19 protein-coding genes are annotated in these 23,193 nt (G+C 46.4%); 13 read left to right on the top strand and 6 right to left on the bottom strand.

Annotated elements, in window-relative coordinates; all coding sequences use genetic code 11:
* Nucleotide 1: 1 nt before the first annotated feature.
* The 10 genes from nuoF (at nucleotide 2) to RIM23_RS23070 (ending at nucleotide 13,667) form a co-directional block, all read left to right on the top strand.
* A complete protein-coding gene (nuoF, locus tag RIM23_RS23025; protein ID WP_446369667.1) occupies nucleotides 2-1,618 on the top strand; it encodes an NADH-quinone oxidoreductase subunit NuoF in 1,617 nt (538 codons plus the stop codon).
* Nucleotides 1,619-1,879: 261 nt separating this feature from the next.
* On the top strand, nucleotides 1,880-2,596 hold the full coding sequence (gene hoxU, locus RIM23_RS23030; RefSeq protein ID WP_446369669.1) for a bidirectional hydrogenase complex protein HoxU: 717 nt from the start codon (nucleotides 1,880-1,882) through the stop codon (nucleotides 2,594-2,596).
* A gap of 102 nt (nucleotides 2,597-2,698) precedes the next feature.
* A complete protein-coding gene (locus RIM23_RS23035; RefSeq protein ID WP_446369671.1) occupies nucleotides 2,699-3,247 on the top strand; it encodes an NADH-quinone oxidoreductase subunit B family protein in 549 nt (182 codons plus the stop codon).
* Nucleotides 3,248-3,365: 118 nt separating this feature from the next.
* Nucleotides 3,366-4,790, top strand: a complete 1,425-nt coding sequence (locus tag RIM23_RS23040; RefSeq protein ID WP_446369673.1) for a Ni/Fe hydrogenase subunit alpha — start codon at nucleotides 3,366-3,368, stop codon at nucleotides 4,788-4,790.
* A 556-nt stretch (nucleotides 4,791-5,346) separates the two neighbouring features.
* A complete protein-coding gene (locus tag RIM23_RS23045; RefSeq protein WP_446369675.1) occupies nucleotides 5,347-6,210 on the top strand; it encodes a transcription factor RcaD in 864 nt (287 codons plus the stop codon).
* A gap of 58 nt (nucleotides 6,211-6,268) precedes the next feature.
* Nucleotides 6,269-8,242, top strand: coding sequence for an ATP-binding protein (locus tag RIM23_RS23050; RefSeq protein ID WP_446369677.1), 1,974 nt, complete (start codon nucleotides 6,269-6,271; stop codon nucleotides 8,240-8,242).
* A 139-nt stretch (nucleotides 8,243-8,381) separates the two neighbouring features.
* Nucleotides 8,382-11,042 (top strand): DNA translocase FtsK, encoded by a 2,661-nt coding sequence (locus RIM23_RS23055; protein ID WP_446369679.1) that lies wholly within the window; start codon nucleotides 8,382-8,384, stop codon nucleotides 11,040-11,042.
* Nucleotides 11,043-11,347: 305 nt separating this feature from the next.
* Complete coding sequence (locus RIM23_RS23060; RefSeq protein WP_446369681.1) at nucleotides 11,348-12,211, top strand: ParA family protein; 864 nt, start codon at nucleotides 11,348-11,350, stop codon at nucleotides 12,209-12,211.
* An 89-nt stretch (nucleotides 12,212-12,300) separates the two neighbouring features.
* The gene (locus tag RIM23_RS23065) at nucleotides 12,301-12,450 is read left to right on the top strand and encodes a hypothetical protein (RefSeq protein ID WP_446369683.1); all 150 of its coding nucleotides are present in this window, start codon (nucleotides 12,301-12,303) and stop codon (nucleotides 12,448-12,450) included.
* Between the two features lie 278 nt (nucleotides 12,451-12,728).
* The gene (locus RIM23_RS23070) at nucleotides 12,729-13,667 is read left to right on the top strand and encodes a ParA family protein (RefSeq protein WP_446369685.1); all 939 of its coding nucleotides are present in this window, start codon (nucleotides 12,729-12,731) and stop codon (nucleotides 13,665-13,667) included.
* Between the two features lie 12 nt (nucleotides 13,668-13,679).
* Here the strand turns inward: RIM23_RS23070 and RIM23_RS23075 are convergent, their stop codons facing one another.
* The 3 genes from RIM23_RS23075 to RIM23_RS23085 form a co-directional block, all read right to left on the bottom strand.
* Nucleotides 13,680-13,949, bottom strand: a complete 270-nt coding sequence (locus tag RIM23_RS23075) for a YciI family protein (protein WP_446369687.1) — start codon at nucleotides 13,947-13,949, stop codon at nucleotides 13,680-13,682.
* A gap of 288 nt (nucleotides 13,950-14,237) precedes the next feature.
* Nucleotides 14,238-16,688 carry a phenylalanine--tRNA ligase subunit beta gene (gene pheT, locus RIM23_RS23080; RefSeq protein WP_446369689.1) on the bottom strand — a complete coding sequence of 817 codons (2,451 nt, stop codon included), beginning with the start codon at nucleotides 16,686-16,688 and terminating at the stop codon, nucleotides 14,238-14,240.
* A gap of 124 nt (nucleotides 16,689-16,812) precedes the next feature.
* Nucleotides 16,813-17,025: a hypothetical protein gene (locus RIM23_RS23085; protein ID WP_446369691.1), complete on the bottom strand. Its 213-nt coding sequence runs from the start codon at nucleotides 17,023-17,025 to the stop codon at nucleotides 16,813-16,815.
* 284 nt (nucleotides 17,026-17,309) lie between these two features.
* On the opposite strand from RIM23_RS23085, the gene RIM23_RS23090 reads away from it, so the two are divergent.
* Entirely contained in the window at nucleotides 17,310-18,944 is a 1,635-nt protein-coding gene (locus RIM23_RS23090; protein WP_446369693.1) for a protein kinase domain-containing protein, read from the top strand.
* Between the two features lie 374 nt (nucleotides 18,945-19,318).
* Entirely contained in the window at nucleotides 19,319-19,714 is a 396-nt protein-coding gene (locus tag RIM23_RS23095) for a DUF1816 domain-containing protein (protein ID WP_446369703.1), read from the top strand.
* A 10-nt stretch (nucleotides 19,715-19,724) separates the two neighbouring features.
* Here the strand turns inward: RIM23_RS23095 and RIM23_RS23100 are convergent, their stop codons facing one another.
* The 3 genes from RIM23_RS23100 to RIM23_RS23110 all read right to left on the bottom strand — a co-directional run bounded on the left by RIM23_RS23100 (nucleotide 19,725) and on the right by RIM23_RS23110 (nucleotide 22,884).
* Nucleotides 19,725-20,453, bottom strand: a complete 729-nt coding sequence (locus RIM23_RS23100) for a Stp1/IreP family PP2C-type Ser/Thr phosphatase (protein WP_446369695.1) — start codon at nucleotides 20,451-20,453, stop codon at nucleotides 19,725-19,727.
* Nucleotides 20,454-20,487: 34 nt separating this feature from the next.
* Nucleotides 20,488-22,191 (bottom strand): ABC1 kinase family protein, encoded by a 1,704-nt coding sequence (locus RIM23_RS23105; protein WP_446369705.1) that lies wholly within the window; start codon nucleotides 22,189-22,191, stop codon nucleotides 20,488-20,490.
* A gap of 363 nt (nucleotides 22,192-22,554) precedes the next feature.
* Complete coding sequence (locus tag RIM23_RS23110) at nucleotides 22,555-22,884, bottom strand: DUF6825 family protein (RefSeq protein ID WP_446369697.1); 330 nt, start codon at nucleotides 22,882-22,884, stop codon at nucleotides 22,555-22,557.
* A gap of 211 nt (nucleotides 22,885-23,095) precedes the next feature.
* Between RIM23_RS23110 and RIM23_RS23115 the strand changes: the two genes are divergently transcribed.
* Nucleotides 23,096-23,193, top strand: a 98-nt coding sequence (locus tag RIM23_RS23115; protein WP_446365327.1) for a MerR family DNA-binding transcriptional regulator, incomplete at its 3' end; no start/stop codon positions are given.

Genomic DNA, 23,193 nt, shown 5'->3' on the forward strand with positions numbered 1-23,193 from the left:
GATGGACTTAACGGAACTGCAAGAAATTGCTGAGGAAGAACGCAAGGCGCAAAAAAGCATCCGGGTACATTGCTGTACCTCAACGGGTTGCCAAGCGGCAAATTCCTTGGGTGTAAAGAAAAATTTAGAGGGAGCGGTTAAAACAGCAGGATTAGGCGATCGCGTGCAAGTAGTTGGTGTCGGTTGTATGGGGTTCTGTGGGCGAGGTCCTTTGGTGGAAATCGATCCCCAGGAAAAACTATATGAGGAAGTAACTCCCGATGATGCCGCTAGTATTATTGAAGCACTTAACGGCGGGACAGCCACGGCAGATGAGGGCGATCTGAATCACCCCTTTTTTGCTCGCCAAATGCGAATCGTCCGGGAAACCAGTGGCAAAATTGACCCAGAACGGATTGAAGAATATATTGCGGCGGGGGGGTATCAATCCCTTTATAAAGTTATTCATGATATGACCCCGGCGGAGGTTGTCGATGAAATCAGCAAGAGTGGGTTGCGGGGACGCGGTGGCGGCGGCTATCCCACGGGATTGAAATGGGCAACCATGGCGAAGATGCCTGGGGAGCAAAAATATGTTATCTGTAATGCTGATGAGGGTGATCCCGGTGCGTTCATGGATCGCTCGGTGTTAGAGAGTGACCCCCATCGGGTTCTAGAAGGAATGGCGATCGCAGGTTATGCGGTTGGTGCTACACAAGCTTTCATCTATGTCCGGGCTGAATATCCTCTCGCGATCGATCGCCTGCAAAAGGCAATCAAGCAAGCCAAAAGACTCAGCCTTCTAGGGAGTCAAATCTTCGGCTCTCCCTTTGACTTTAAAGTTGATATCCGTATCGGTGCAGGTGCTTTCGTCTGCGGTGAAGAAACCGCCTTAATCGCCTCCGTAGAAGGCGGACGGGGAATGCCTCGCCCCCGCCCCCCCTACCCCGCGCAATCGGGCTTATGGGGATGTCCTACTTTAATTAATAATGTCGAAACCTTTGCTAATATTGCTGCCATTATTCGGGAAGGAGCCGAATGGTACGCCAATATCGGCACCGAAAAGAGCAAAGGTACGAAAGTGTTCGCCCTCACGGGTAAAATCCGCAACAATGGTTTGATTGAAGTTCCCATGGGTATCACCCTGCGGGAAATCATTGAAGAAATGGGTGGCGGCGTACCCGATGGTGAAGTCAAGGCGGTGCAGACAGGTGGTCCTTCTGGTGGTTGCATTCCCGCATCACTCCTCGACACCCCTGTAGACTACGACTCCTTGACTAAAATCGGCTCAATGATGGGTTCCGGCGGTATGGTGGTAATGGATGAAACCACCAGTATGATTGAGGTTGCCCAGTTTTACATGGAATTCTGTCGCGGAGAAACTTGCGGTAAATGCATTCCCTGTCGGGTGGGAACAGTGCAAATGTACCAAGCGCTGACCAAGATCCTCAAGGGAGAAGCCACGATGAGGGATATTGAACAGCTTGAACAGCTCTGTGGCATGGTAAAAGACACCAGTCTATGTGGTTTGGGTCAAACCGCACCCAATCCGGTCATGAGTACGTTGCACTATTTCCGGGATGAGTATCTGGCACTGCTTCAGGATAGCCCGAATGGAAAAGTGGCAGTGAAGTCATAAGTCATCAGTCAATTGTCGGGGCGGGTTTAGGGACAAAATTCAGATATTCACAGATAAAGGAAAAACAAAACCCGCCCTCCCCACCGATAACGGAAAAACAAAACCCGCCCTCCCCACCGATAAAGGAAAAACAAAACCCGCCCTCCCCACCGATAACGGAAAAACAAAACCCGCCCTTATTCACAGTCATAAGTTATAAGTTTGTTGACGAATGACCAATGATAAATGACCAATAACCAATGACAAAGGACGAAAAATGATATGTCAGTAAAAACATTGACAATTGATGGTGTTGATCTCGCCATTGAAGAAGGCGCCACCCTCCTAACCGCAGCCAAAGAAGCAGGTGTCCATATCCCTACATTGTGCCATCTAGAAGGGGTTACCGATGTGGGCGCTTGTCGGTTGTGTTTAGTGCAGATTGAAGGTAGTAACAAACTCCTCCCTGCCTGCGTTACTGAGGTAGCAGAGGGAATGAAAGTTCATACCAATACCGAAACGATCCAAGAATACCGCCGCATGGTTGTCGAGATGCTGTTCTCCGAAGGCAATCACATCTGTGCCATCTGTGTAGCCAATGGCAATTGCCAACTACAAGATGTGGCAATTGAGGTGGGGATGGATCACACCCGTTTCCCCTACCGCTTTCCAGAACGAGGGGTGGATGTGTCTCACGATCGCTTCGGCATCGATCACAACCGCTGTATTCTCTGTACCCGATGCGTGCGAGTCTGTGATGAAATCGAAGGCGCCCACGTCTGGGATGTGGCAGGGCGGGGTCCGGCTTCCCGTGTAATTAGCGGGTTAGCTCAACCTTGGGGAGAGGTGGAAGCCTGTACCTCTTGTGGTAAGTGTGTAGATGCTTGTCCCACAGGTTCTATTTTCCGCAAAGGTTCTACAGTCGCAGAAATGGAAAAAGACAGAGGGAAAGTAGAATTTTTGGTCACAGCACGGGAAGACCATAAATGGACGCGGTGACGTAGAGAAGCAGAGGGAGCAGGGGGAGCAGGGGGAGCAGGGGGAGCAGGGGGAGCTAACCAATGACGAATGACAAATCACCAATTATGGGAGAAATAAAACATGGCAAAGATAAAACTGGCGACTATTTGGTTGTGTGGCTGTTCCGGCTGTCACATGTCCTTTCTGGATTTAGACGAGTGGCTACTGGAATTGGCGGAGAAAGTTGATGTGGTTTTTAGCCCCGTGGCTTCTGATATTAAAGACTACCCCGAAGACGTGGATGTTTGTTTAGTAGAAGGGGGTATCGCGAATGAAGAAAACTTAGAGTTAATTCGCATAGCCAGAAAACGCACTAAATTCTTGATTTCCTTTGGCGATTGTGCTGTAACCGCGAATGTACCCGCCCTGCGGAATATGTTGGGAGGGGCAGAACCTGTGCTGAAGCGCTGTTATTTGGAGTTGGGAGACGCTAATCCCCAATTACCAAAATTCCCTGGAATTGTCCCAGAATTACTAGACCGCGTGCGCCCTGTGCATGAGGTGGTTCACGTTGATTTATTTATGCCCGGTTGTCCACCACCAGCCGACCGAATTCAAGCAACAATCGAACCTTTACTGCGAGGTGAAAAACCCGTAATGGAAGGACGGGAAATGATTAAGTTTGGATAGTCATTGGTCATTCGTCTTATGTCCTTTGTCATTGGTTAAAGTTGATAGTTGATGACAAACAATAATTAACCAAGAAAATAAACAAAGGACAAAGAAACAAATAAACAAGGGTAATGTTATGGCTAAAACAGTTGTTATTGATCCGGTTACTCGTATTGAAGGACACGCGAAAATTTCTATCTTTCTCGATGATGCGGGGGAAGTGGAAGACGCTAGATTTCATGTGGTGGAATTCCGGGGTTTTGAAAAGTTCTGTGAAGGACGCCCGATGTGGGAAATGGCGGGAATAACTGCCCGAATTTGTGGGATTTGTCCGGTGAGTCATTTACTGGCGTCGGCGAAAACCGGGGATAAAATTCAAGCGGTGAAGGTACCGCCTGCGGGTGAGAAATTGCGGCGGCTGATGAATTTGGGACAAATTACCCAGTCTCACGCGCTGTCGTTTTTCCATCTGAGTAGTCCTGACTTTTTATTGGGATGGGATAGTGATCCAGCGACTCGGAATGTGTTTGGGTTAATTGCGGCTGATCCGGATTTAGCCCGCAGTGGGATTCGCTTGCGCCAGTTTGGTCAAACGGTGATCGAACTGCTGGGGGCGAAGAAGATTCACCCATCTTGGGCGGTTCCTGGCGGCGTGCGATCGCCTCTATCGGAAGAGGGACGCGCCTGGATTCGCGATCGCTTACCGGAATCCCGTGGGACTCTAGATACCGCCCTGGGGCTGTTTAAGCAGTTATTGGATAAGTTTTCTACAGAGGTAGAAACCTTTGGTTTGTTCCCCTCCCTGTTTATGGGGTTAGTCGGCAAAGATGGAGTCTGGGAACATTATGATGGTCATCTTCGCTTTAAAGATAGTGAAGGGAATATGGTAGCCGATGGACTCAGTGAGGATGATTATCGAGACTTTATGGGTGAAGCGGTTGAACCCTGGTCTTATTTGAAATTCCCCTACTATAAACCCTTAGGATACCCGGATGGGATTTATCGGGTGGGTCCATTAGCCCGACTGAATATCTGCGATCGCATGGGCACGGAAGCCGCGGATCGGGAGTTACAAGAATTTCGCGATCGCGCCGGGGGTGTCGCCACCTCATCCTTCTTCTATCACTATGCCCGCTTAGTGGAAATTCTGGCAGCTTTAGAACGGATTGAACAATTAGTTGAAGATCCAGATATTGTCTCTAAACGCACTCGTGCTGAAGCCGGAATTAACAATTTAGAAGGCATCGGTGTCAGTGAAGCGCCCAGAGGCACATTGTTCCACCACTATAATGTTGATGAAAATGGCATTATCAAGAAAGTCAACATGATTATTGCCACGGGTCAAAATAACTTAGCGATGAACAAAACCGTGGCACAAATTGCCAAACATTACATCCACGGGAATGAAATACCTGAAGGGTTATTAAACCGAGTTGAAGCCGGAATTCGTGCTTTTGACCCCTGCTTAAGTTGTTCCACCCATGCCTTCGGTCAAATGCCCTTGCATATCCAATTAGTCGGTTCATCAGGGGATGTTGTCGATGAAGTTTGGCGTCAGTAATCTAGCTAGCAGCTAGAGACACCCTCGTTCCCAGGCTCTGCCTGGGAATGATCATAGGGAGGCTCCGCCTCCCATAGTCGTAGGGATTCCCAAAGAAAGATTTAGCGATCGCTAAGTTGATCACCATTTCTAAATTTGTCCTTTATTTATGTAAGGGAGATGGGAATTTTACATAACTTAACAGGGTTAAATTGGTTCTTCCGGACTTATTATGCTGGCATTGCCTCAGGCGTGTATTTATACATTAGAAATGAAAGCTTTATCCGAAGCAAATTAGAACTTTTGTACTGTAACTACGCGAGAGCGTACTGCTATAAAGCCGATCCATTTCAGTAGGCGAGCTGGTACTTACTCTTTCTGATTATCACTCTTATTTACCTTTTCATTCTCAATAAACCTGTCAATAAACTCTCATCTTTTTGAGGCTTGAGGGAAAAAATGCTTTGTCTGTCAAGCTTTTGAGCGGCTTGTTACCCCTTCAGCGTTGATACCCTTGCCGTTGTGATCATCCCTCAAGCTAAAGTAGAATTAACGATAGATAAGGTTAGGCATTTCCATGGAAACCAAGGAGCTAAAATTTCTCCTGAAACTGCTAGGGTGTCCAGAATATCGTTCTCTGCTGTCGGCAAAGGTATTCAATAGCATCAAAGGCAAAAACAAAATTGTCCGCGATTTAGAAGCGCGGGGTTTAGTCGATTTCTCCCGTGAAATCGCATCGGTTAAAATTTTACCACCCGGTCGCGCTCTGTTGAATGTGGAACCGGATCAAGTTCCCCTCTCTCCCAGTGAACTTAAGGTACTCAACAGTATAGGTAAAGCATCGGGAAAAATCAAACCCAGCAAAATCGATATCAACTCGTTGAAATCAGCCGAACGCGATGCTATCTTACAACGCTTCGATGAACGGGGATGGATTGAAGTCGAAAAACAACTGAAACGCCAAAAGGCTGAAGTGTGGATAACTCAGCGAGGACTCAATGAGCTACGAGAGGATTATATCCCGAAAAAAGGGACAAATCCAGTAATTAGCTTAGAACTGCTGGGGAATTATCTGCTGTTTTTGCGAAAATCACTTCCGAGTCAAATGAATCCGTCTGTAACTGTCACCCAACCCCAACCTTCGTTGAGTTCAGAACCTGCACTCGCCCAGAAACCAACAGATACAGAAATTTTACAACTGATTCAGCAGTTAGATAAAGAACTAGGAACCGACAATTATTTACCCATTTTTCATCTGCGTCAGAAATTACAACCTCCCTTATCTAGGGATGACTTAGATCAAGCCCTCTATCGCCTACAACGGGAAGACAAAATTGAGTTGAGTTCATTAGTTGAGGCGATGCACTATACCTCAGAACAACTTCAAGCTGGGATTCCTCAAGAAATTGGGGGATCTTTATTTTTTATAATCGTCAACTAGCGGACTTATGTTTAAGTATAGCCGCCAATTCTGTTTGTAATCACTTCTAAAGATAATCATGGCAAAGATTGATGAAATTATAAAACGAGAAGTCAACCCCTTTGATCCCGTAACCTTTAAAACCGGAAACTTTTGGTTAGCAGACAAGCAAACAACTGCCACGGTTGATTCAATTCACCAAGAAGTAATTAATCAGGTGACTGATGTTCTCAGATTAGTAATCAGAGATCAGTATACACGAACGGTCTTGCTTGATGGAGATGCGGGTTCAGGGAAAAGTTATTTATTAGGACGTCTCAAGAGAAAACTGAACCCTTACGCCTTTTTTGTTTATATCGATCCCTGGACTGATAATCAGTATATTTGGCGACATACCTTGCGCGAAATGGTAGATAGTCTGATGAAAAAGCCGGCAGGCAAAAATGATTCTCAGTTAAGCCTTTGGTTGAAAGGATTATCTGCCTTTCGAGATCGCAGCATGATTAAAAAGATCCTGGGTGAACGGGGACTTTTTATTCGCAATTTTAAAAGCACATATCCTTCTGGCATTTACCAAGCCAGAGAGTTTTTTGGAGTTTTATATGCTCTAACTAAACCCGATTTATATAGTTTAGGATGTGATTGGTTACGAGGGGAAAATTTAGATCAAGATGACTTCAAAGCTTTAGGTGTCAGCAAACCGATTGATAGTGAAGAAGCCGCACGAGGAATAATCGGTAACTTTGGCAGGATTTCGGCATCGACTAAACCTATCGTTCTCTGCTTCGATCAAGCGGAACTGGCACCGAACTTTGCTGATGGAATTCCCAATTTACAATCCTTATTTAATCTCAATACAGCGTTGCATAACCAATATCTTAAAAATATTCTGGTTATTATCAGCATTGGAACGAATCCATGGAAAAAAGCAAAAGAACGTCTAGAACAATCAGATTTAGCACGAATTGAAAAACGAGTTCGTCTCAAATCCATCAATCTCGAACAAGCTGAAGCCCTGTGGATAACCCGACTCTATCCCCTGCATGATCAAGCGAATCCCAAACCAGACTCTCCCCTTTATCCTCTCCAGAAACAAGCATTGGAGCAAAAATTTCCTGGAGGGAAAGCCATTTTGCGAACTGTTTTAGCAATTGGCGGACAATTATTTATTAAACATAAGTTAGGTCATATACCACCAATAGATGACGTTGCCACTTTTAAATTAATTTGGCTTAAAGAATTCCAGAAAACCCAACAAAAAGTCGAGCGAATTCGTCAATTTTCATCAGTTGATCTGACCCAGATGTTGCAACAGACAATGAACGCCTTGCAGATCAACACTGACCCTCATCTTTTAAATCATGCAAAGTATAGTAGTTATTCCTTCAGTTATCAGCATCCCGATAAAACTGAACGACTAGGAATTTTCTGGAACGAAGAACCCAACATGACAAGCTTCAATGCAGCAATGAACGCCTGCGAAAAAGACCTGAAAAAAAACTGTTGTGATAATCTGACTCTGATTCGAGCCGAAAAACTGGGTCAAGCCACTAATCGAGGATATAAACTGTTCAAAAAACTCTTCAACGGCTTACCGCATCGTCATCTTACCCCCCATCTAGACTCTATCCATTACCTGAGAACCTATCAGCTTTTAGTCAACTCTGTCGGTGCTGGGGAATTAGTAATTAACCAGCAAACCCTCGATCTCCCTAAATTAGAACAATTGATTCGAGACTCTCACGTTTTACAGAATTGTCCATTGTTACAAGACATAGGAATTGTATCTAAACCCATTATTAAGCCTGAACCCGATTTAATAAAAATCAAAGACTTCCTATTAAACCTCGTCAAAACCCAATTCATGATTGGACGGCAAAAACTCGTTAATTTAACCCTGCAAGACTTCTCCCATATCGATGAATCCCAAATCAATCAGCAAATTCAGACACTCTGTCAAGAAAACCAAATCACCCTAATCCCCCCTGACGCCAAACCCCAAGATCAATCCGTCTGCTGGAAACCCCAAACCAAAAACAACACATCCCCCTAACCTAAATAAAACTAACTCAAAACTCCTCGTCAGCAACGTCAACATTTCTAACCCAAAACGAGCAACAATAAACCTCACTTACCCCTCTGCGCCCTCTGCGCCTACCTCTGCGTTACTCTGCGTTAAAAAAAATCCTCCCATGTACCTCACCACCCCCAATGAAATCCGCCAAATTATCTCCCAACTCACCACCTATCCAACTCTTTGGCTAGACACAGAAGTCGCCGACTGGCAAACATCAAACCCCAGACTCTCCCTAATTCAAATATTAGCAGATCCCACAGACAGAACCGGCGATCGCGCCTATATACTCGATGTCCTAGATAACCCTTACCTAGTCAAGGATTTCGTCGATCAAATTATGGTCAATCCCCACATCGAGAAAGTCTTTCACAACGCCAGCTTTGATCTAAAATATCTCGGCGGGAAACACCAAGCCCAAAATATAACTTGCACCTTCAAACTCGTCAGGAAACTCACCAAAAAGTCCCGCCAAAATCCCCTGCAAGTCTCCAACAAACAACTCAAAACCCTCGCTGTTGAACTCTGTCACTTCACCAACGTTGATAAAACCGAACAAAACAGTGATTGGGGAAAGCGCCCCCTCACCCCCAAACAACTGCACTATGCCAAAATGGACACAGTTTATCTCGCTCATGTCCATCGCCATTTATTACAATTAAAACAGCAGCCTATCCCAACCCCAGTAGCGATGACACCAAAGCGACAAACAAAAACAGCAGAACATCCTCCCTTCAGTGCAACTAAAGTGCGCGTGGCGTTTGAATGTCCGCGTTTATTCTATTTAAAACAACACTTTGATAGTAACACTCTATTTATTCCACCCGGTCAATCTATCGGAATTGGCACCGCCTTTCACACCTTAGCCCAACAATTTATCAAACTCGCTCAAGAAAATTACCACTTTTCCGACTTATTAGAACCGTCCGCTGATCAATTAAATAGCGAAGCTGTCACCATGGGGATGCAGCAGTTATTCTATCAGCAGGTATTTTTTCCCTACATCGAATCCCATCCCGAAATGGCGACGGTATTGCCGAACTTATGGCAAGGCTTAACTGCTTTAATTCAGCGTTGGGTCGAATTATTAGTAGCGAATCGCCGCTATTGTCTGCATCAAACGGTAATTAATCAAACCTTTATTCTCGAAGAACATAAGCTGAGTTATCGCTTTCCTCTCCCCAATGGGAGAACCCAGGAAGTGACAGGCAGATTTGATAGTTTAGTGTTTAATTTTGAACGCAATCGTCTCTGTTTAATTGATTATAAAACCTACGAACCCGTTGACCCATCAGCGCAATTAGTTCAAGTGGCACTTTATGGTTATATGCTCAGCAAAACGAAAGGAGTGCTGGTTGATTCAGCGGTGTATTGTGTTCTCCCAGAGTTTAAGGAGTATGCGTATTCTTGGGAACAGTTGGAAACGGCTGTCCATGAGTTGATTCCCCATAAGTTACAGCAAATGCAGGACTGGGTGAGTTGGCAACAGACTCATTCAAATCCGCCACCGCTCACGTCGAATACTCACTTGTGTGATATCTGTCCTCAACAGGAAACCTGTCAAAGGTACTTTGAAGTCACGAGTACAGATACACAGCCAAGGAAAGATGGCGCGGAAGTGTCTACGACAAAGGCTGATGGCGCTAAAGCGCTTACTACGAACGATGATGGCGCTAAAGCGCTTACTACGAACGATGATGGCGCTAAAGCGCTTACTACGAACAGTGATGGCGCTAAAGCGCTTACTACGAACAGTGATGCGATCGCGCAACAGTTAGTTGAGACGTTACAATCCTTTAGGATAGATGTGACTTGTGTGGGAACCGCCGTTGGTCCAGCGTTTATTCGGGTGAAACTGAGACCGAGTCTGGGGGTAACGGTTAACAGGTTGCTGAGATTATCGGCTGATTTACAGGTACAACTTGGGATTACTCATCCTCCCCTGATTGCGCCGCAACCGGGGTATGTCAGCGTCGATTTACCACGTCCAGATCGACAAGTAGCGCAGTTTGAGAAATATATCACATCCCGGACGTCATCGACTCAGGCTCCCGTAAAAATTGCCATTGGTGTAGATTTAGATGGGAAACTGGTAGAAGCCGACTTATCCGATGCGAATACCTGTCACTTTCTCGTCGGGGGGACAACCGGAAGCGGGAAGAGTGAATTTTTGCGATCGCTGCTGTTATCCTTACTCTATCGCCATTCCCCTCAGCAGCTTAAAATCGCCCTGGTTGATCCTAAGCGTGTCACCTTTCCCGAATTCGAGCAAATGCCCTGGTTATACTCGCCTATCGTCAAGGATAGCGAAGATGCGATCGCGCTGATGGAAAGTTTAGTCACAGAAATGGAACGGCGTTATCAGCGATTTGAGCAAGCCGGATGTTCTCACCTCGATGCTTATAATCAACGACATAATTCACCTTTACCCCGTCTTGTCTGTATCTTTGACGAATATGCTGACTTTATGACCGAAAGAGATATCCGTAATGCTTTAGAATTGAGTATCAAACGATTAGGTTCAATGGCGAGAGCGGCGGGTATCCATTTAATTATTGCTACTCAACGCCCAGAAGCGAGAGTGGTTACTCCGATTATCCGTTCAAATTTGCCGGGGCGAGTGGCGTTGCGGACAGCTAGTGAGGCGGATTCTGAGATTATTTTAGGCGGGAGACAATCGGAAGCGGCTTATCTTTTGGGGAAAGGGGATTTACTTTATCAAGTTGGGGCGAAGTTGCAGCGGTTACAGAGTTTATTTGCCCAAAGGATTGAATTGTGAAGGGGGAAGGATATTTTTTTAACGCAGAGGTACGCAGAGGTTTTAACGCAGAGGTACGCAGAGGGAGTGCGAGACTGTAGGGGCGGGTTTTACTATTATCGTTTCTTTTTGACCCAAATGGGACTAAACCCGCCCCGACTAACTTAGGTATTTAATCTTAGTTATTCTAACTGAGGATTCACTATTATACTTTGCACGGACATAACTTGAGGTTTACTGATAAACCCGCCTCAACTAACCTACTTCATAAAGCACCGGATAAGGCAGATCAGAGTATGATAGAATCATTGTCAATACAACCATGAATGGGACAGGTTATTTCAATCGTCAATATGAAAGGCGGTGTGGGCAAAACCACACTCACCGTCAACTTGGGGACAAGTCTTGCTAAGGAACATGGGATGCGAGTCTTAATCGTGGATCTCGATACCCAGATTAATGCTACTCTTAGTCTGATCCCTCCCGTGCAATTTACGCAGCGCCGCAAAGAAAAGCGCACGCTACAACAATTAGTTAATCAAGCCTTTCAATCTCATTCCTTGTCCTCCTCCGCCATTGAGGATGTGATTATCCCCAACATTTGTCAGGTGAATGGATTGAACTTGATCCCCGGTAATATCGAACTGTACAACGATTTCTTATTAGCCACCCAGATTTATGCACAAACCCATAGTAATCAGCAAGAATTTGAAAAAAGCTGGAATCATCTGGAAGATGGGTTAGTTAAGCGGATTATTCAACCTGTAATCAAGAATTATGATTGGATTCTGCTGGATTTTCCGCCAGGAGATAATTTATTGACACGCAGTGGTATGATTGCCAGTGACTTTTATCTGATTCCCGCCAAGCCTGAACCCCTATCGGTTGTGGGAATGGGTATTTTGGAGGGTCGCATCAGAAAACTAAAGCAGAGCGATCGCGCTACACTCAATCTACTGGGTATTGTCTTTTCCTCCCTGGGTCATGCGACGACGATGGCGGCAAAAGTCAAGAAGCGAGTCCGTTCTGATTTTGGTGATGATAAAGTCTTTATCACCGAAATCCCCACCAATGTAGCTATTGCCAAAGCCGTTGATGAGTTTCAACCTGTGGTTCTCACTGAACCCGCTTCCACGGGTGCTAAAGCATTCACCGAGTTAACCAAAGAATTTCTCCAACGGATTGCTTAGTCTCAGGGGGTGGGGAAGCAGGGTAAGCTGGTGATAACTGTAAAGGATAGGGACACAGGGTTGTAGGGGCGGGTTTTACCGATAACATTTTGGCACAAAACCATAACTTTACTAAACCCGCCCGTCTGGTTAAAACCGGGGGTAAAAACGTAACCTGTGATAATTATACCCTTGGGGCGGGGGAGCATGTCACCTTTGTCGGTTGGGTTGAGGAACGAAACCCAACGCCAACGGGTTAGGATGTTGGGTAACGCTTACGTTCTACCCAACCTACAAGAACATTTTGTGCTGTCCCTGACATGCTCCTGGGGCGGGGCGGGTTTAGTGACTTATGGGTGGGAAAGAAACGATAGTTGTGAAAAGAGCCCCTACAGAAACTTATTCACTTGATGGGTAAAATCGCTTACTATAATAGACTATTGCCAAGAGCTAGGTAAAGTCCAGACGCGATACAGCGTTTATCATCTAGGTTGGCTGATACCTAACCGGGTAACGTTTCTCCAAGAGGATTTTATACATGGGATTTGTTATTGCCACAGTTAACATGAAAGGCGGCGTCGGAAAGACGACACTAACCGTCAACTTGGCAACGTGCTTGGCGAAACATCACCAAAAACGGGTTTTAGTGGTCGATTTAGATACCCAAATCAGCGCCACACTCAGCTTAATTGCCCCTCAAGATTTTGCGAAAGCTAGAAAAGGCAGACGCACGTTAAATCAGTTAATTGATAAGGCAATTCGCCCCCATCGTCACGCTAAATTGGCGATTCAGGATGTTATTCAATCTTACGTTTGCTCGTTAAAAGGACTAGACTTATTACCGGGAGATATCGATCTGTATGATGAGTATTTAGTCTCCGAAATGTTGCATCAAGAAGCCAGCCGCGAAGAAACGCCCAATTTTAGTCAGGTGTGGAATCGGTTTGAGAAGCTATTGATTAAAAGTATTTTAGAACCGATTATTGACAACTATGACTTTATTATTTTAGATTGCGCTCCTGGCTATAATCTTTTGACCCGTAGCGGTATTGTTGCCAGTGATTTTTATTTACTCCCGGCTCGTCCTGAACCTTTATCGGTTGTGGGAATTCAACTTTTGGAACGGCGGATTGCCAAATTGAAAGAGAGTCATAAGTCTGGCAGTTCTCTCGACCTACAGTTATTAGGCATTGTCTTTATTTTATCAGGAGGATTGCTGGGTCGATATTATAAGCAGGTGATGAATCGGGTAACGGAAGATTTTACACCGACGCAACTGTTTAAGAGTCGCATTCCGATGGATGTTAATGTGGCTAAAGCCGTCGATAGTTTTATGCCTGCTGTTCTGGCTTCTCCCAATTCTTCAGGGGCAAAAGCGTTTATACGGTTGACCGAGGAATTTGTCCAAAAAATAGCTGCGTATAAGAATGAATCTGAGAATAACTCTAAGAAAATGAATTTGGCAAACTTGGAGTGATTTGTTATTGACCTAAAATGCCTGAATCCATTCTTTCACGTCGTACTCTGTCCAAATCCCATTTTGCCAATAGGGATCAGCTTCAATCAATTGGCGCACGGTGGCTTCATCTTCCGCTTCATAAATACCAAACACTTTGGTCAAATCTTTGGTTGGACCAATCGTAATTAACACGCCAGATTCTTTTTGCTGAGTTAAACCATCCAGATGCGCTTGGCGATGAGGTGCGCGTTTTTCTAATACGTCCTCGCAGTAGCTTCCCCAGATTATATATTTAGGCATGACAAATCAAAAGTTAAAGGTTACATCGATACTCTGTACAATATCCGTTGCCTTAATACTACTCGGATAAGCTCTAATTTACAGCATATTTGGTGGTTGATGAAATACAGTACATCCAAGCAAGATCCCCGACTTCTCTAAGAAGGGGATCTCGGATATCCCAGCTATAGTTTCTTCTCCCCCGGCTTCCCCGAAACAGGGCGGGTTTAGTCCAGTTAGGGGTGGTTGGCAAAATGTTATCTGTCAAACCCGCCCCTACAACCGGGCTTCCCTATCCCTGTTTATTGCCTAACTTCTTAGGCTAACGCCAAATTTTTCCAACAAGGCGTCTCGAACCTTCTGGTGGGCTGATTCCACTTCTTTGTCCGTCAGCGTGCGATCGCCTGCTCGATAGATCAGCCGGAAAGCCAGACTCCGCTGTCCTTCTGGCACTCGTTCCCCGCGATATTCATCGAATAATTGCACCGATTCCAATAATGTCCCGGCGGCTTTTTGGGTGGTGCGTTGAATGTCAGCGACTGAGACGGTATCGGGGACAAAGAAGGCAATATCTCGATCTGCTGCAGGAAATGTGGAGTAGACGGAAAATCTCGGTGTCAAGTTTTCATCTTGGGCAAGAGCATTTAACATAACATTCAGATCCAACTCAAACCCATAAACTTGATCAGGTAAGCTCAATTGAGCTCTAACCTGGGGATGCAGTTGTCCGAATCTGCCCAAGCGATCGCCTTGTATCCATAAGGAAGCTGTGCGCCCTGGATGCAGGCGCGAATCCTGGCGATCGGGTTGATATTCCACGGTTAAACCTAAACGCTCAAAGACGCTTTCGACAATCCCCTTTGCCTCATACCAACTCATCGGTGCATCTTGTCCGCCTCTGGTCCATTTCCCCTGACTGGGATCGCCGCCCAAAATTCCCGCCACGCGATCGGTTTCGGCAAATCCATCTTCGTCGCGCCAGAAAACTCGCCCGATTTCAAACCCATTTAATACTCCATTCCCTTGTTCGATGTTGTACTGGGCTACTTCTATCAATCCCGATAGTAAGTTAGTCCGCAGGGCGGAATATTCGACAAATAGGGGATTTGAGAGGCAAATTTGCTCCTCTTTTTCTTCCGGTTTCACTAGGGAATATTGCAGCAATTCTGTTAATCCAGCCGCGCGGAAGGCTTCCCGAATCTTGCGGGTTAAAACCTGGTCAATCGATAGATAACCGGGTTCAGTTTTGGGGGGTAAATCCTCACAAAACTGATCATAGCCGTAGAGACGGGCAATTTCTTCAATCAGGTCAATTTCCCGTTCTAAGTCTCGGTAGCGATAGGGGGGAACCGTGACTGCCCATTTCACCGCTTCCTCGGATTCCACCGGCTGAAGTTGACATCCCAACGCCGTGAGAATGCGTTCAACGTCCTCAGGCTGAATGTCACCAATATCATCACCTAAATCCACCGGACCTAATACCTGATTTACACGTTCTAGGCGTAATTCAATCGAGCGCACCCAACTCTCTGGATCAGGGCGGGTATCGGCACTTTCTTGCACAATCGGCTTACCCTGGGCGAGTTCCTGAATTAACGCGATCGCTCGTTTAGCGGCGATACCCAATTCTGCTTGATTGACACCCCTTTCGTAACGGGTGGATGCCTCAGTGCGTAAGCCTTGAGAGCGGGCTGAGCGACGAATGGCGACGGGTTCAAAGAGGGCGGCTTCTAGAACCAGATTCTCTGTGCCATCATGGACTTCGGTTTCCTCTCCACCCATCACTCCCCCTAGCGCTACGGGGCGATCATTGGCGGTAATTAACAGAGTTTGGGATTGAAGGGTGCGGGGTTGACCATCTAGAGTGGTTAAAGATTCGTCTTTATGAGCGAAGCGAACCCCGATGGTTAAGGATTTGCCGCCTGCTACTTGTTGTAAGCGATCGCGATCAAAGGCGTGGAGAGGCTGACCCCATTCCAACAGGATATAGTTGGTAATATCCACAACATTATTAATGGGTCGCACCCCTGCGGCTTGTAAACGCTGTTTTAACCATGTCGGCGACGGTTGAATTTTCACCCCTTCAATAACCGTACCGATGTAAGCGGGACAGGCTTTAGGGTCAGCAATTTTCAACGTCAACCCACCGGTTCCTTGAGGAATTGTCAGCTTTGGCGTTGCTGGCAGGTTCAAGGATGCCCCTGTCAGGGCAGCAACTTCCCGGGCAACCCCAACCATACTCAAAGCATCAGCCCGATTCGCCGTTGCCGTCAAATCCAGGATCACATCCGTGAGTCCGAGGAGGGGACGAGCATCACTCCCCACAGGTAAAGTCTGTGCCTCAAAGATGTGAATCCCTTCCGACTCTTTTTCTAAGCCAACTTCTGCCAAGGAACAAATCATGCCCTCGGAACGTACCCCCCGCAGTTTTGAGGAGCGAATTTTCAAATCAACCGTTGGCAGGTAAGTGCCTACTGTTGCTACCGGGACATAAGCCTGTGCCCGAACATTAGCCGCGCCACAGACAATGGTGACAGGACTATTGGCGTCTCCAATATCGACTTGAGTAACTCTGAGCTTATCGGCATTGGGGTGGGGCTGCACATCCAGAACCTTCCCCACAACTACGCCATCGGCTAACTGTCGCTGATCCTCAATATCCTCAACCTCAAATCCAGCATTAGTGAGAATTTCCGCAATTTCTTGGGGAGCTAGGGTCACATCCACCAGTTCCCGCAGCCAATTTAAAGAGATACGCATTAATTTCTTGCTTGTACCGACCTCAGCTTATATGCAGTTCCGTTACTGTTATCTAACTATACCCGATTTGTTATTCGTCATTTTTCATACTCGCTTCCCGACAAGAAGCAAGCTACGTCTTATGTCATTTGTTGAAGGTGACTTGCACTCTAATCGGGGCGGGCGCGAGTGATATCACGGTGACAACCTTCCCGTTAATGGTAAAACCCGCCCCTACACGCTCTCCCTCTGCTTCCAGACGCGCTTTTGAAGCGTCTCTACATGCTCCCTCTGCTCCCTCTGCTTCCCCAGCTCCCTCTGCTTCCCCCGCTCCCTCTGCTCCCCCGGCTTGCCACACTTTACCGATTCTTCACAAACACAGGAGAATCTTTATCAATACTTTACCCAAAAACGACTCAAATCAATGCGTTATTACGGTATCTGTGTCTAAACGGTAGGGAAAATTAAGATATCCTGTAGATAGACAAGATTGCTTGCCAAGGCTTACCAAAGCGAGGTTGCATTCGGCGGTGCGTTTCCCACTAATGTCCACTATAGATCTTATAGATAAGCCGGGTGCTTCGATCACAATTGAGAAAGCTTTCGTCCTAACCCGGACAAACGCCCTATTGGTGATGCTGAATGAGCTACTGCCTAAATCCTGACTGTCCTCAGCCCAAAAATCCGCCGCACGCCACTACCTGTCAGGCGTGTGGTCATTCTATTATGTTGCGAAATCGCTATCGTGTGCTCAAGGCCCTCGGTCAAGGCGGATTTGGCGCTACGTTTTTAGCCAGAGATGAGTCTCTTCCTGGCAATCCCAGTTGCGTCATTAAACAACTTCGTCCTGCAACCACTACATCGCAGGTTCTGGAAATGGCTCAGAAGCTATTTGAGCGAGAAGCCAGAACCCTGGGTAAGATTGGCAATCATCCTCAAGTTCCCCGACTGTTGGATTATTTTCAAGACAATCATCAGTTTTATTTGGTACAGGAGTATATTAGTGGACTCACGTTACAGCAGGAAATTAAACAATGGGGTCCACTCTCAGAAGCTGGGGCTAAGCAATTTTTGAGTGAAGTTCTTCCCCTGATTAAATATATCCACAGCCAAGAGGTGATCCACCGGGATATCAAACCGGCTAATTTAATTCGACGAGAGCAAGACCGGAAACTAGTCTTGATTGACTTTGGCGCGGTTAAAGATGAAGTCAACCAAGCCGCCGTTGCCAATACTTCTGATCAAACCGCCTTGACAAATTTTGCTATTGGTACTCCCGGTTTTGCACCGCCGGAACAAATGGCATTGCGACCTGTTTATGCTAGTGACATTTATGCCCTCGGCGTGACTAGTGTGTATTTGCTCACCGGGAAATCACCAAAAGATTTAGATTACAATCCCTCAACCGGTGAAATGGTCTGGCGCAAATATGTGCAAGTCAGTGATCATTTTGCTAATGTTTTGAAAAAAATGCTGGAGGCTTCTGTTCGCCATCGTTATCAAACAGCAGAAGAGATTCTCAGAGCCCTAGATTTAGAACCTTATTTTGATAGTTTGGCTCAAGGCTTGGCAACGCCAACCTCTGGGCTATCGAATCCAAATGACAATACCCCTGAATCTAAAGAGGTAGACTCGCCCAGTTCTCCTTCATCTCCTTCATCGGCAACCCAGAAGTTAGCGGCGGCGATTCGTAAGCGTCGTGAACGACGGGAACGCAGCCGTCCGGGTTCTCCCCACACCATTGGTAATGGCAATCCCCACAGTAACTTTGTATCTGGGTCAGTGACAGCCATTTATAAGGGGGATATCCCATCGAGCCAAAGTTTTGCCGCCAGTAAACCCAAAAAGCTTGATGCTAATGGTGTTTTAACGGCATATATGAAAGGTCGGAGAGATTTTGCTGCTCATGATTTAAGTGGGTTAGATTTGCAAAAATCTGATTTATCGGGCGGAATTTTTTACCAGTCAAAGTTAACTCGGATTAATTTACAAGGCGCTGATTTATCCAGTGCTGATTTTGGTCAGGCAAGTTTAAATCGAGCGAATTTGCGAGATGCCAATTTAGGACGGGCTTATTTGAGCAATTCAGATTTAGAGGGGGCAGATTTACGCGGGGCAGATTTAAGTTTTGCTTATCTGAATCATGCCAATCTTAAGGGGGCGAATCTCTGTGGTGCAAATCTTGCCAATGCCAAAATTACGGAGGAACAGTTAGCCTTAGCTAAAACTAATTGGGCAACAATTATGCCGAATGGCAAGCGAGGTCTTTGGTCTTGACAACTCCCATCGCGCTCAAGCGAGGATTCTTCTTTCGTTGTTCAACGCCTTACGCCTCTACAAGCTCCCCCCGCTCGCCATACTTCCACGCCTTACGCCTCTACAAGCTCCCCACGCTTCCCCTGCTTCCCCTCATCCCCATACTCCTTGTCTGGAAAAAAGTAGTGACAATCCTCTGGGGATCTGATAACAAATATTGGTGGCGGTTATAGGTAAAACTGGGCGATGTGAGACATCCTTGTGGAGAATGCTCACAACTCCCATAATCAAAACCTTCCTCCCCTGTTTCTGATATCCCCTACCTATCTTCTGATTAGGGTGGGGAGTTAGGACTGTTCTTTTCAAGTGTTGCTGACTTAACAGGTAGTATCTTGGTGGATAATCGTTATTTTATTTATGAAGTCGTCGGTTTGCGTCAGAGTGCAGCCACCGACACCCTCAGCTACCCGATTCGTCGGAGTAGTTCTGTCTTTATCAGAGTTCCGTACAGCCGCATGAACCAAACGATGCGGCGAATTTCTCAATTAGGGGGCAAGATTGTCAGCATACAAACCCTAACTTCGGACACAGAGCAAGAGAGTTCCTTCGCTTGGTGGGTAGAAATTGTCACCGCAGAACCTGCGGTCACTTACTACTTTGGACCTTATGATAGCCCTGAAGAATCCGCGTCTTATGAAGCAGGTTACATTGAGGATTTAGAACAAGAGGGCGCTCAAGGGATCGCCGTGACGATTAAATGGTGCAAGCCCGAAAATTTAACAATTTTTTAAGCTCTCTGGGTTAGATCCCGTCAATTTTCACCAGAATCACGGTGATATTGTCCCGTCCGCCTTTTTCTTTGGCGGCGGTAATTAGGTTAGCCGCGATATCTTCGCCATCCCCATTGGACTGGAGATGGGACGCGATCGCGGTGTCAGAGAGTTCCTCAGTCAGCCCGTCGGTACAAAGGAGCAGGAAATCTCCTGACTGAATCTCCATAGACTCTACATCAACGGACTGTAAGTCCTTGCGACCTAGACACTGAGACAAAACATGACGCCAGGGATGCATTCGCGCCTGTTCTGGAGTCAGATCCCCAGCTTTCATGGCCCGTGCTACCCAGGTATGGTCGTCAGTCATTTGCTCGAGTTTTAATTGTCGCCATCGATAGAGGCGAGAATCACCCACATGAGCCAGCCATGGCTGACCTTTACGGAACATGACGACGACCGCCGTCGTGCCCATGTCTGCCCGTTCGGGATGCTTTTTTTGATCCTCTAAGATTGCCTGATTGGCGTCGTAGAGGGCTTGTTCCAGTAATGATTCCGAAGGGACTGAATCTAGCCATTGCTGCTCTAAACGAGCCTGAATGACCTCAGTAGCCAGTTGGCTGGCTTCTTGTCCCCCGGCATGACCGCCCATGCCGTCGGCGACAATGAAAAAGCGTCCCTTCGGATCGATGTAGTAATAGTCCTGGTTTACGGTACGAATTAAGCCCGGATCAGTGAGACCCGTGAAGCAACATTTCATAAAGTTTGTGCTGACGTCAAGAACCTTATGGGATTTATAACATGCGATCGAATCGGTCGAGCCTTCGGAGTAAACGAATTAGGGCAGTTGCGATCGCGGCGGCGACTAACGCCACAACTAATGCCAGCCCGGCTTGACCATTAACAAATAAGATCGTAGCTGACAATGTGAATGCACTGAGTAGTAACGCATAGTTTGTTCCTATCTGAATGCTACTCATGCGGCGCAAGATCCGATCAGATTCAATAGAACGAACCCGTAGGCGTATATCTCCCCGTTCTAATTTTTCAATCGTATCCTCAATCCGCCGAGGTAATCCCAACGCCGTACTACTCACTTGAGCCGCTTGGCGTCCCAATTCATTTAAGAAGCTATTGCCCTCAGGGCTATTACCGTTAGTCATGATTTGCAGAGCAAAAGGTTTTGCCACTTCCATAAAGTTAAATTCTGGGTCTAAGCCCTTACCCACTCCTTCTAAGGTGGAAAAGGCTCGCATCACAAACGTGAAGGTTGCCGGAAAGCGAAAGGGTTGACCGTAGGCAATTTCATAGAGATCGTCGCTAATTTCACTCACCGACTGTTGTTCAAAGGGCTTATCCATGAAGTGATCCAGCATATACTGAATCGAACGCCGCACAGGACCCATATCATCAACGGGAGACAGGGCACCCAACGCGACTAGAGACTCGACCACTCGAGTAGCATCTTTTTGGGCAACGCCAAAAAGCGTCTGCATCAACTCTTCCCGGACATTTGCCTTAATCCGCCCCATCATGCCGAAATCATAGAAGATCAGTGATCCTTCCGGACTAACCGCAATATTACCGGGATGGGGATCGGCATGAAAGAAACCGTCATTGAGCAACTGCTGAAGATAAGCTCTTGCCCCAAGTTGAGCCAGAAGTTTCCGATCCAATCCTGCGGCTTCTAATGCCTCGTAGTGACTAATCTTAATTCCTGGAGCATACTCTAGGGTTAAGACTCGATTTGAGGTATACCGCCAATAGACACGAGGAACTTTTACCCAATTATAGGTGCGGAAATTGCGGCGGAAGGTATCGGCATTGCGACCTTCACTAAGATAATCAATCTCTTCCCAGAGAATGCGACAGCATTCTTCATAAATGCCCATCCAGTCTCGACCTCGACCCCAATCGGGGTGATTTTGGAAGTAACGGGCAATCCCCTTGAGAATTTGTAGGTCTATCGTAAACAGTTTCTGCAAGCCCGGTCGTTGTACCTTGACCACGACCTCTTCTCCACTCTGGAGTTGAGCTTTGTGGACTTGTCCTAAACTGGCTGCTGCTAGAGGAATCGGATCAAAATTGCCAAAGAGTTCACTTACAGATTTCCCTAAATCTTTCTTGACAATTGCCTCAACTTGATCGTAGTTAAAAGCGGGGACGCGATCCTGTAGTTTAGACAGTTCCTCTACATATTCACCAGGGAATAAGTCAGACCGGGTTGAGAATAGCTGTCCCACCTTGATGAAGGTCGGACCTAACTCTAAAAATGTATCTCGAATCCAGATTGCCTGTGTCTTACGGCGAGCCGCCTGTTTTGCCTCGGTTATGCCCCCTGGATAGCTCCAAGGTTTGCCGTTGAGCCACAACTGGAAGAGTAGAGTTAAAACAAATGCCCAAATATCAATGAATCGCCGTTGTCGGGAATAGTTTTCCCGATTCCAACGATATGCCTTGTCTTGGTTTATCCCTCTTAGGGAACGTTGGCTAGACACCTGGCGTTCCTTATATTGCTTGAGGTTAACATAGTTATCAGAAACAGCAGACACCTAGATTCCTGAATGATGGTCTCCTCTTAATCTTAATAAAAATTCAAAATCTTTGAAAGCTAAGAATACGCTAAGCAAACCTATGTTAGCTGTGAACCAACGGCTGAAGGGAGCAGGGAACAGGTTACAGCCAACAGAATATATCACAGATTGCTATGAGACTAACATACTGACGCTAAGCGTGCAGCATGACTCTAAATACTAACCAGCTAAAATATCCTGGAATTCCTGTGCTCCTCAGTTTCCCGGCTTACATGGAGATGGTCAATTTGCTTGCTCAACCTGAAAACACCTTCAGCATCTGTCAAATTAGGTCACTGATTTATTGCGGTAGAGCTGTAACTCAGTCCGCAAGCGAGCAATTTCAGCTCGCAACTCGTCAATAGTAGCTTGTAGATCAACGGATTGAGAGCCAGTCGATACGGTAGTACTTGAATACTGATCGCCCATGGCGATTTCCATTTCCTGTTGCGCCCTTTCCATGACTTGCTCAGTAAACTGTTGCAAATGCTCGCGCTGTTCAGCATCAAATTTGCCAAGTTCGCTCAGAGCATTGGTTAAGGCATCTTCTACGCGATCGCCCAGAGTTTGAGCTAGCGATCGTCCGACAAAAAAAGCATGAATGACTCGATTGCTCATGGGGAAGATGTTTTGGGTATCCGTAACAAATTATAACGTGATTATTAACAGTGACACAGAAGCCGCAGAGCAGGGGAAGTAGAGACGTAAGGCGTGGAACTATGGCAAGCAGGGGTGCGGGGGTTAGAAGCTGCCACTAAATATCTGGACACTTCTGGACATTTCTTCCTGATTGGGTAATAATAGTCAGGTACTCTATATCAGTAACGATATGGAAGCACCAGAAGTGACACTTAGTATAGGAGATGCAGCAAAAGAGTTAGGCATCTCAATCAAGACACTAAGGAGGTGGGCAGACTCCGGAAAAAT

The sequence above is a fragment of the Coleofasciculus sp. G3-WIS-01 genome (assembly GCF_040223135.1).
Taxonomy (GTDB): Bacteria; Cyanobacteriota; Cyanobacteriia; order Cyanobacteriales; family Coleofasciculaceae; genus Coleofasciculus.

Excerpts from the sequence above, each read along its gene's own strand:
- RIM23_RS23070 (WP_446369685.1), top strand. The coding sequence starts at position 12,729 with ATGGGATTTGTTATTGCCACAGTTAACATGAAAGGCGGCGTCGGAAAG.
- hoxU (WP_446369669.1), top strand. The coding sequence starts at position 1,880 with ATGTCAGTAAAAACATTGACAATTGATGGTGTTGATCTCGCCATTGAA.
- pheT (WP_446369689.1), bottom strand. The coding sequence starts at position 16,688 with ATGCGTATCTCTTTAAATTGGCTGCGGGAACTGGTGGATGTGACCCTA.
- RIM23_RS23045 (WP_446369675.1), top strand. The coding sequence starts at position 5,347 with ATGGAAACCAAGGAGCTAAAATTTCTCCTGAAACTGCTAGGGTGTCCA.
- RIM23_RS23110 (WP_446369697.1), bottom strand. The coding sequence starts at position 22,884 with ATGAGCAATCGAGTCATTCATGCTTTTTTTGTCGGACGATCGCTAGCT.
- RIM23_RS23035 (WP_446369671.1), top strand. The coding sequence starts at position 2,699 with ATGGCAAAGATAAAACTGGCGACTATTTGGTTGTGTGGCTGTTCCGGC.
- RIM23_RS23100 (WP_446369695.1), bottom strand. The coding sequence starts at position 20,453 with ATGAAATGTTGCTTCACGGGTCTCACTGATCCGGGCTTAATTCGTACC.
- RIM23_RS23040 (WP_446369673.1), top strand. The coding sequence starts at position 3,366 with ATGGCTAAAACAGTTGTTATTGATCCGGTTACTCGTATTGAAGGACAC.
- RIM23_RS23090 (WP_446369693.1), top strand. The coding sequence starts at position 17,310 with ATGAGCTACTGCCTAAATCCTGACTGTCCTCAGCCCAAAAATCCGCCG.
- RIM23_RS23050 (WP_446369677.1), top strand. The coding sequence starts at position 6,269 with ATGGCAAAGATTGATGAAATTATAAAACGAGAAGTCAACCCCTTTGAT.
- RIM23_RS23075 (WP_446369687.1), bottom strand. The coding sequence starts at position 13,949 with ATGCCTAAATATATAATCTGGGGAAGCTACTGCGAGGACGTATTAGAA.
- RIM23_RS23055 (WP_446369679.1), top strand. The coding sequence starts at position 8,382 with ATGTACCTCACCACCCCCAATGAAATCCGCCAAATTATCTCCCAACTC.
- RIM23_RS23060 (WP_446369681.1), top strand. The coding sequence starts at position 11,348 with ATGGGACAGGTTATTTCAATCGTCAATATGAAAGGCGGTGTGGGCAAA.
- nuoF (WP_446369667.1), top strand. The coding sequence starts at position 2 with ATGGACTTAACGGAACTGCAAGAAATTGCTGAGGAAGAACGCAAGGCG.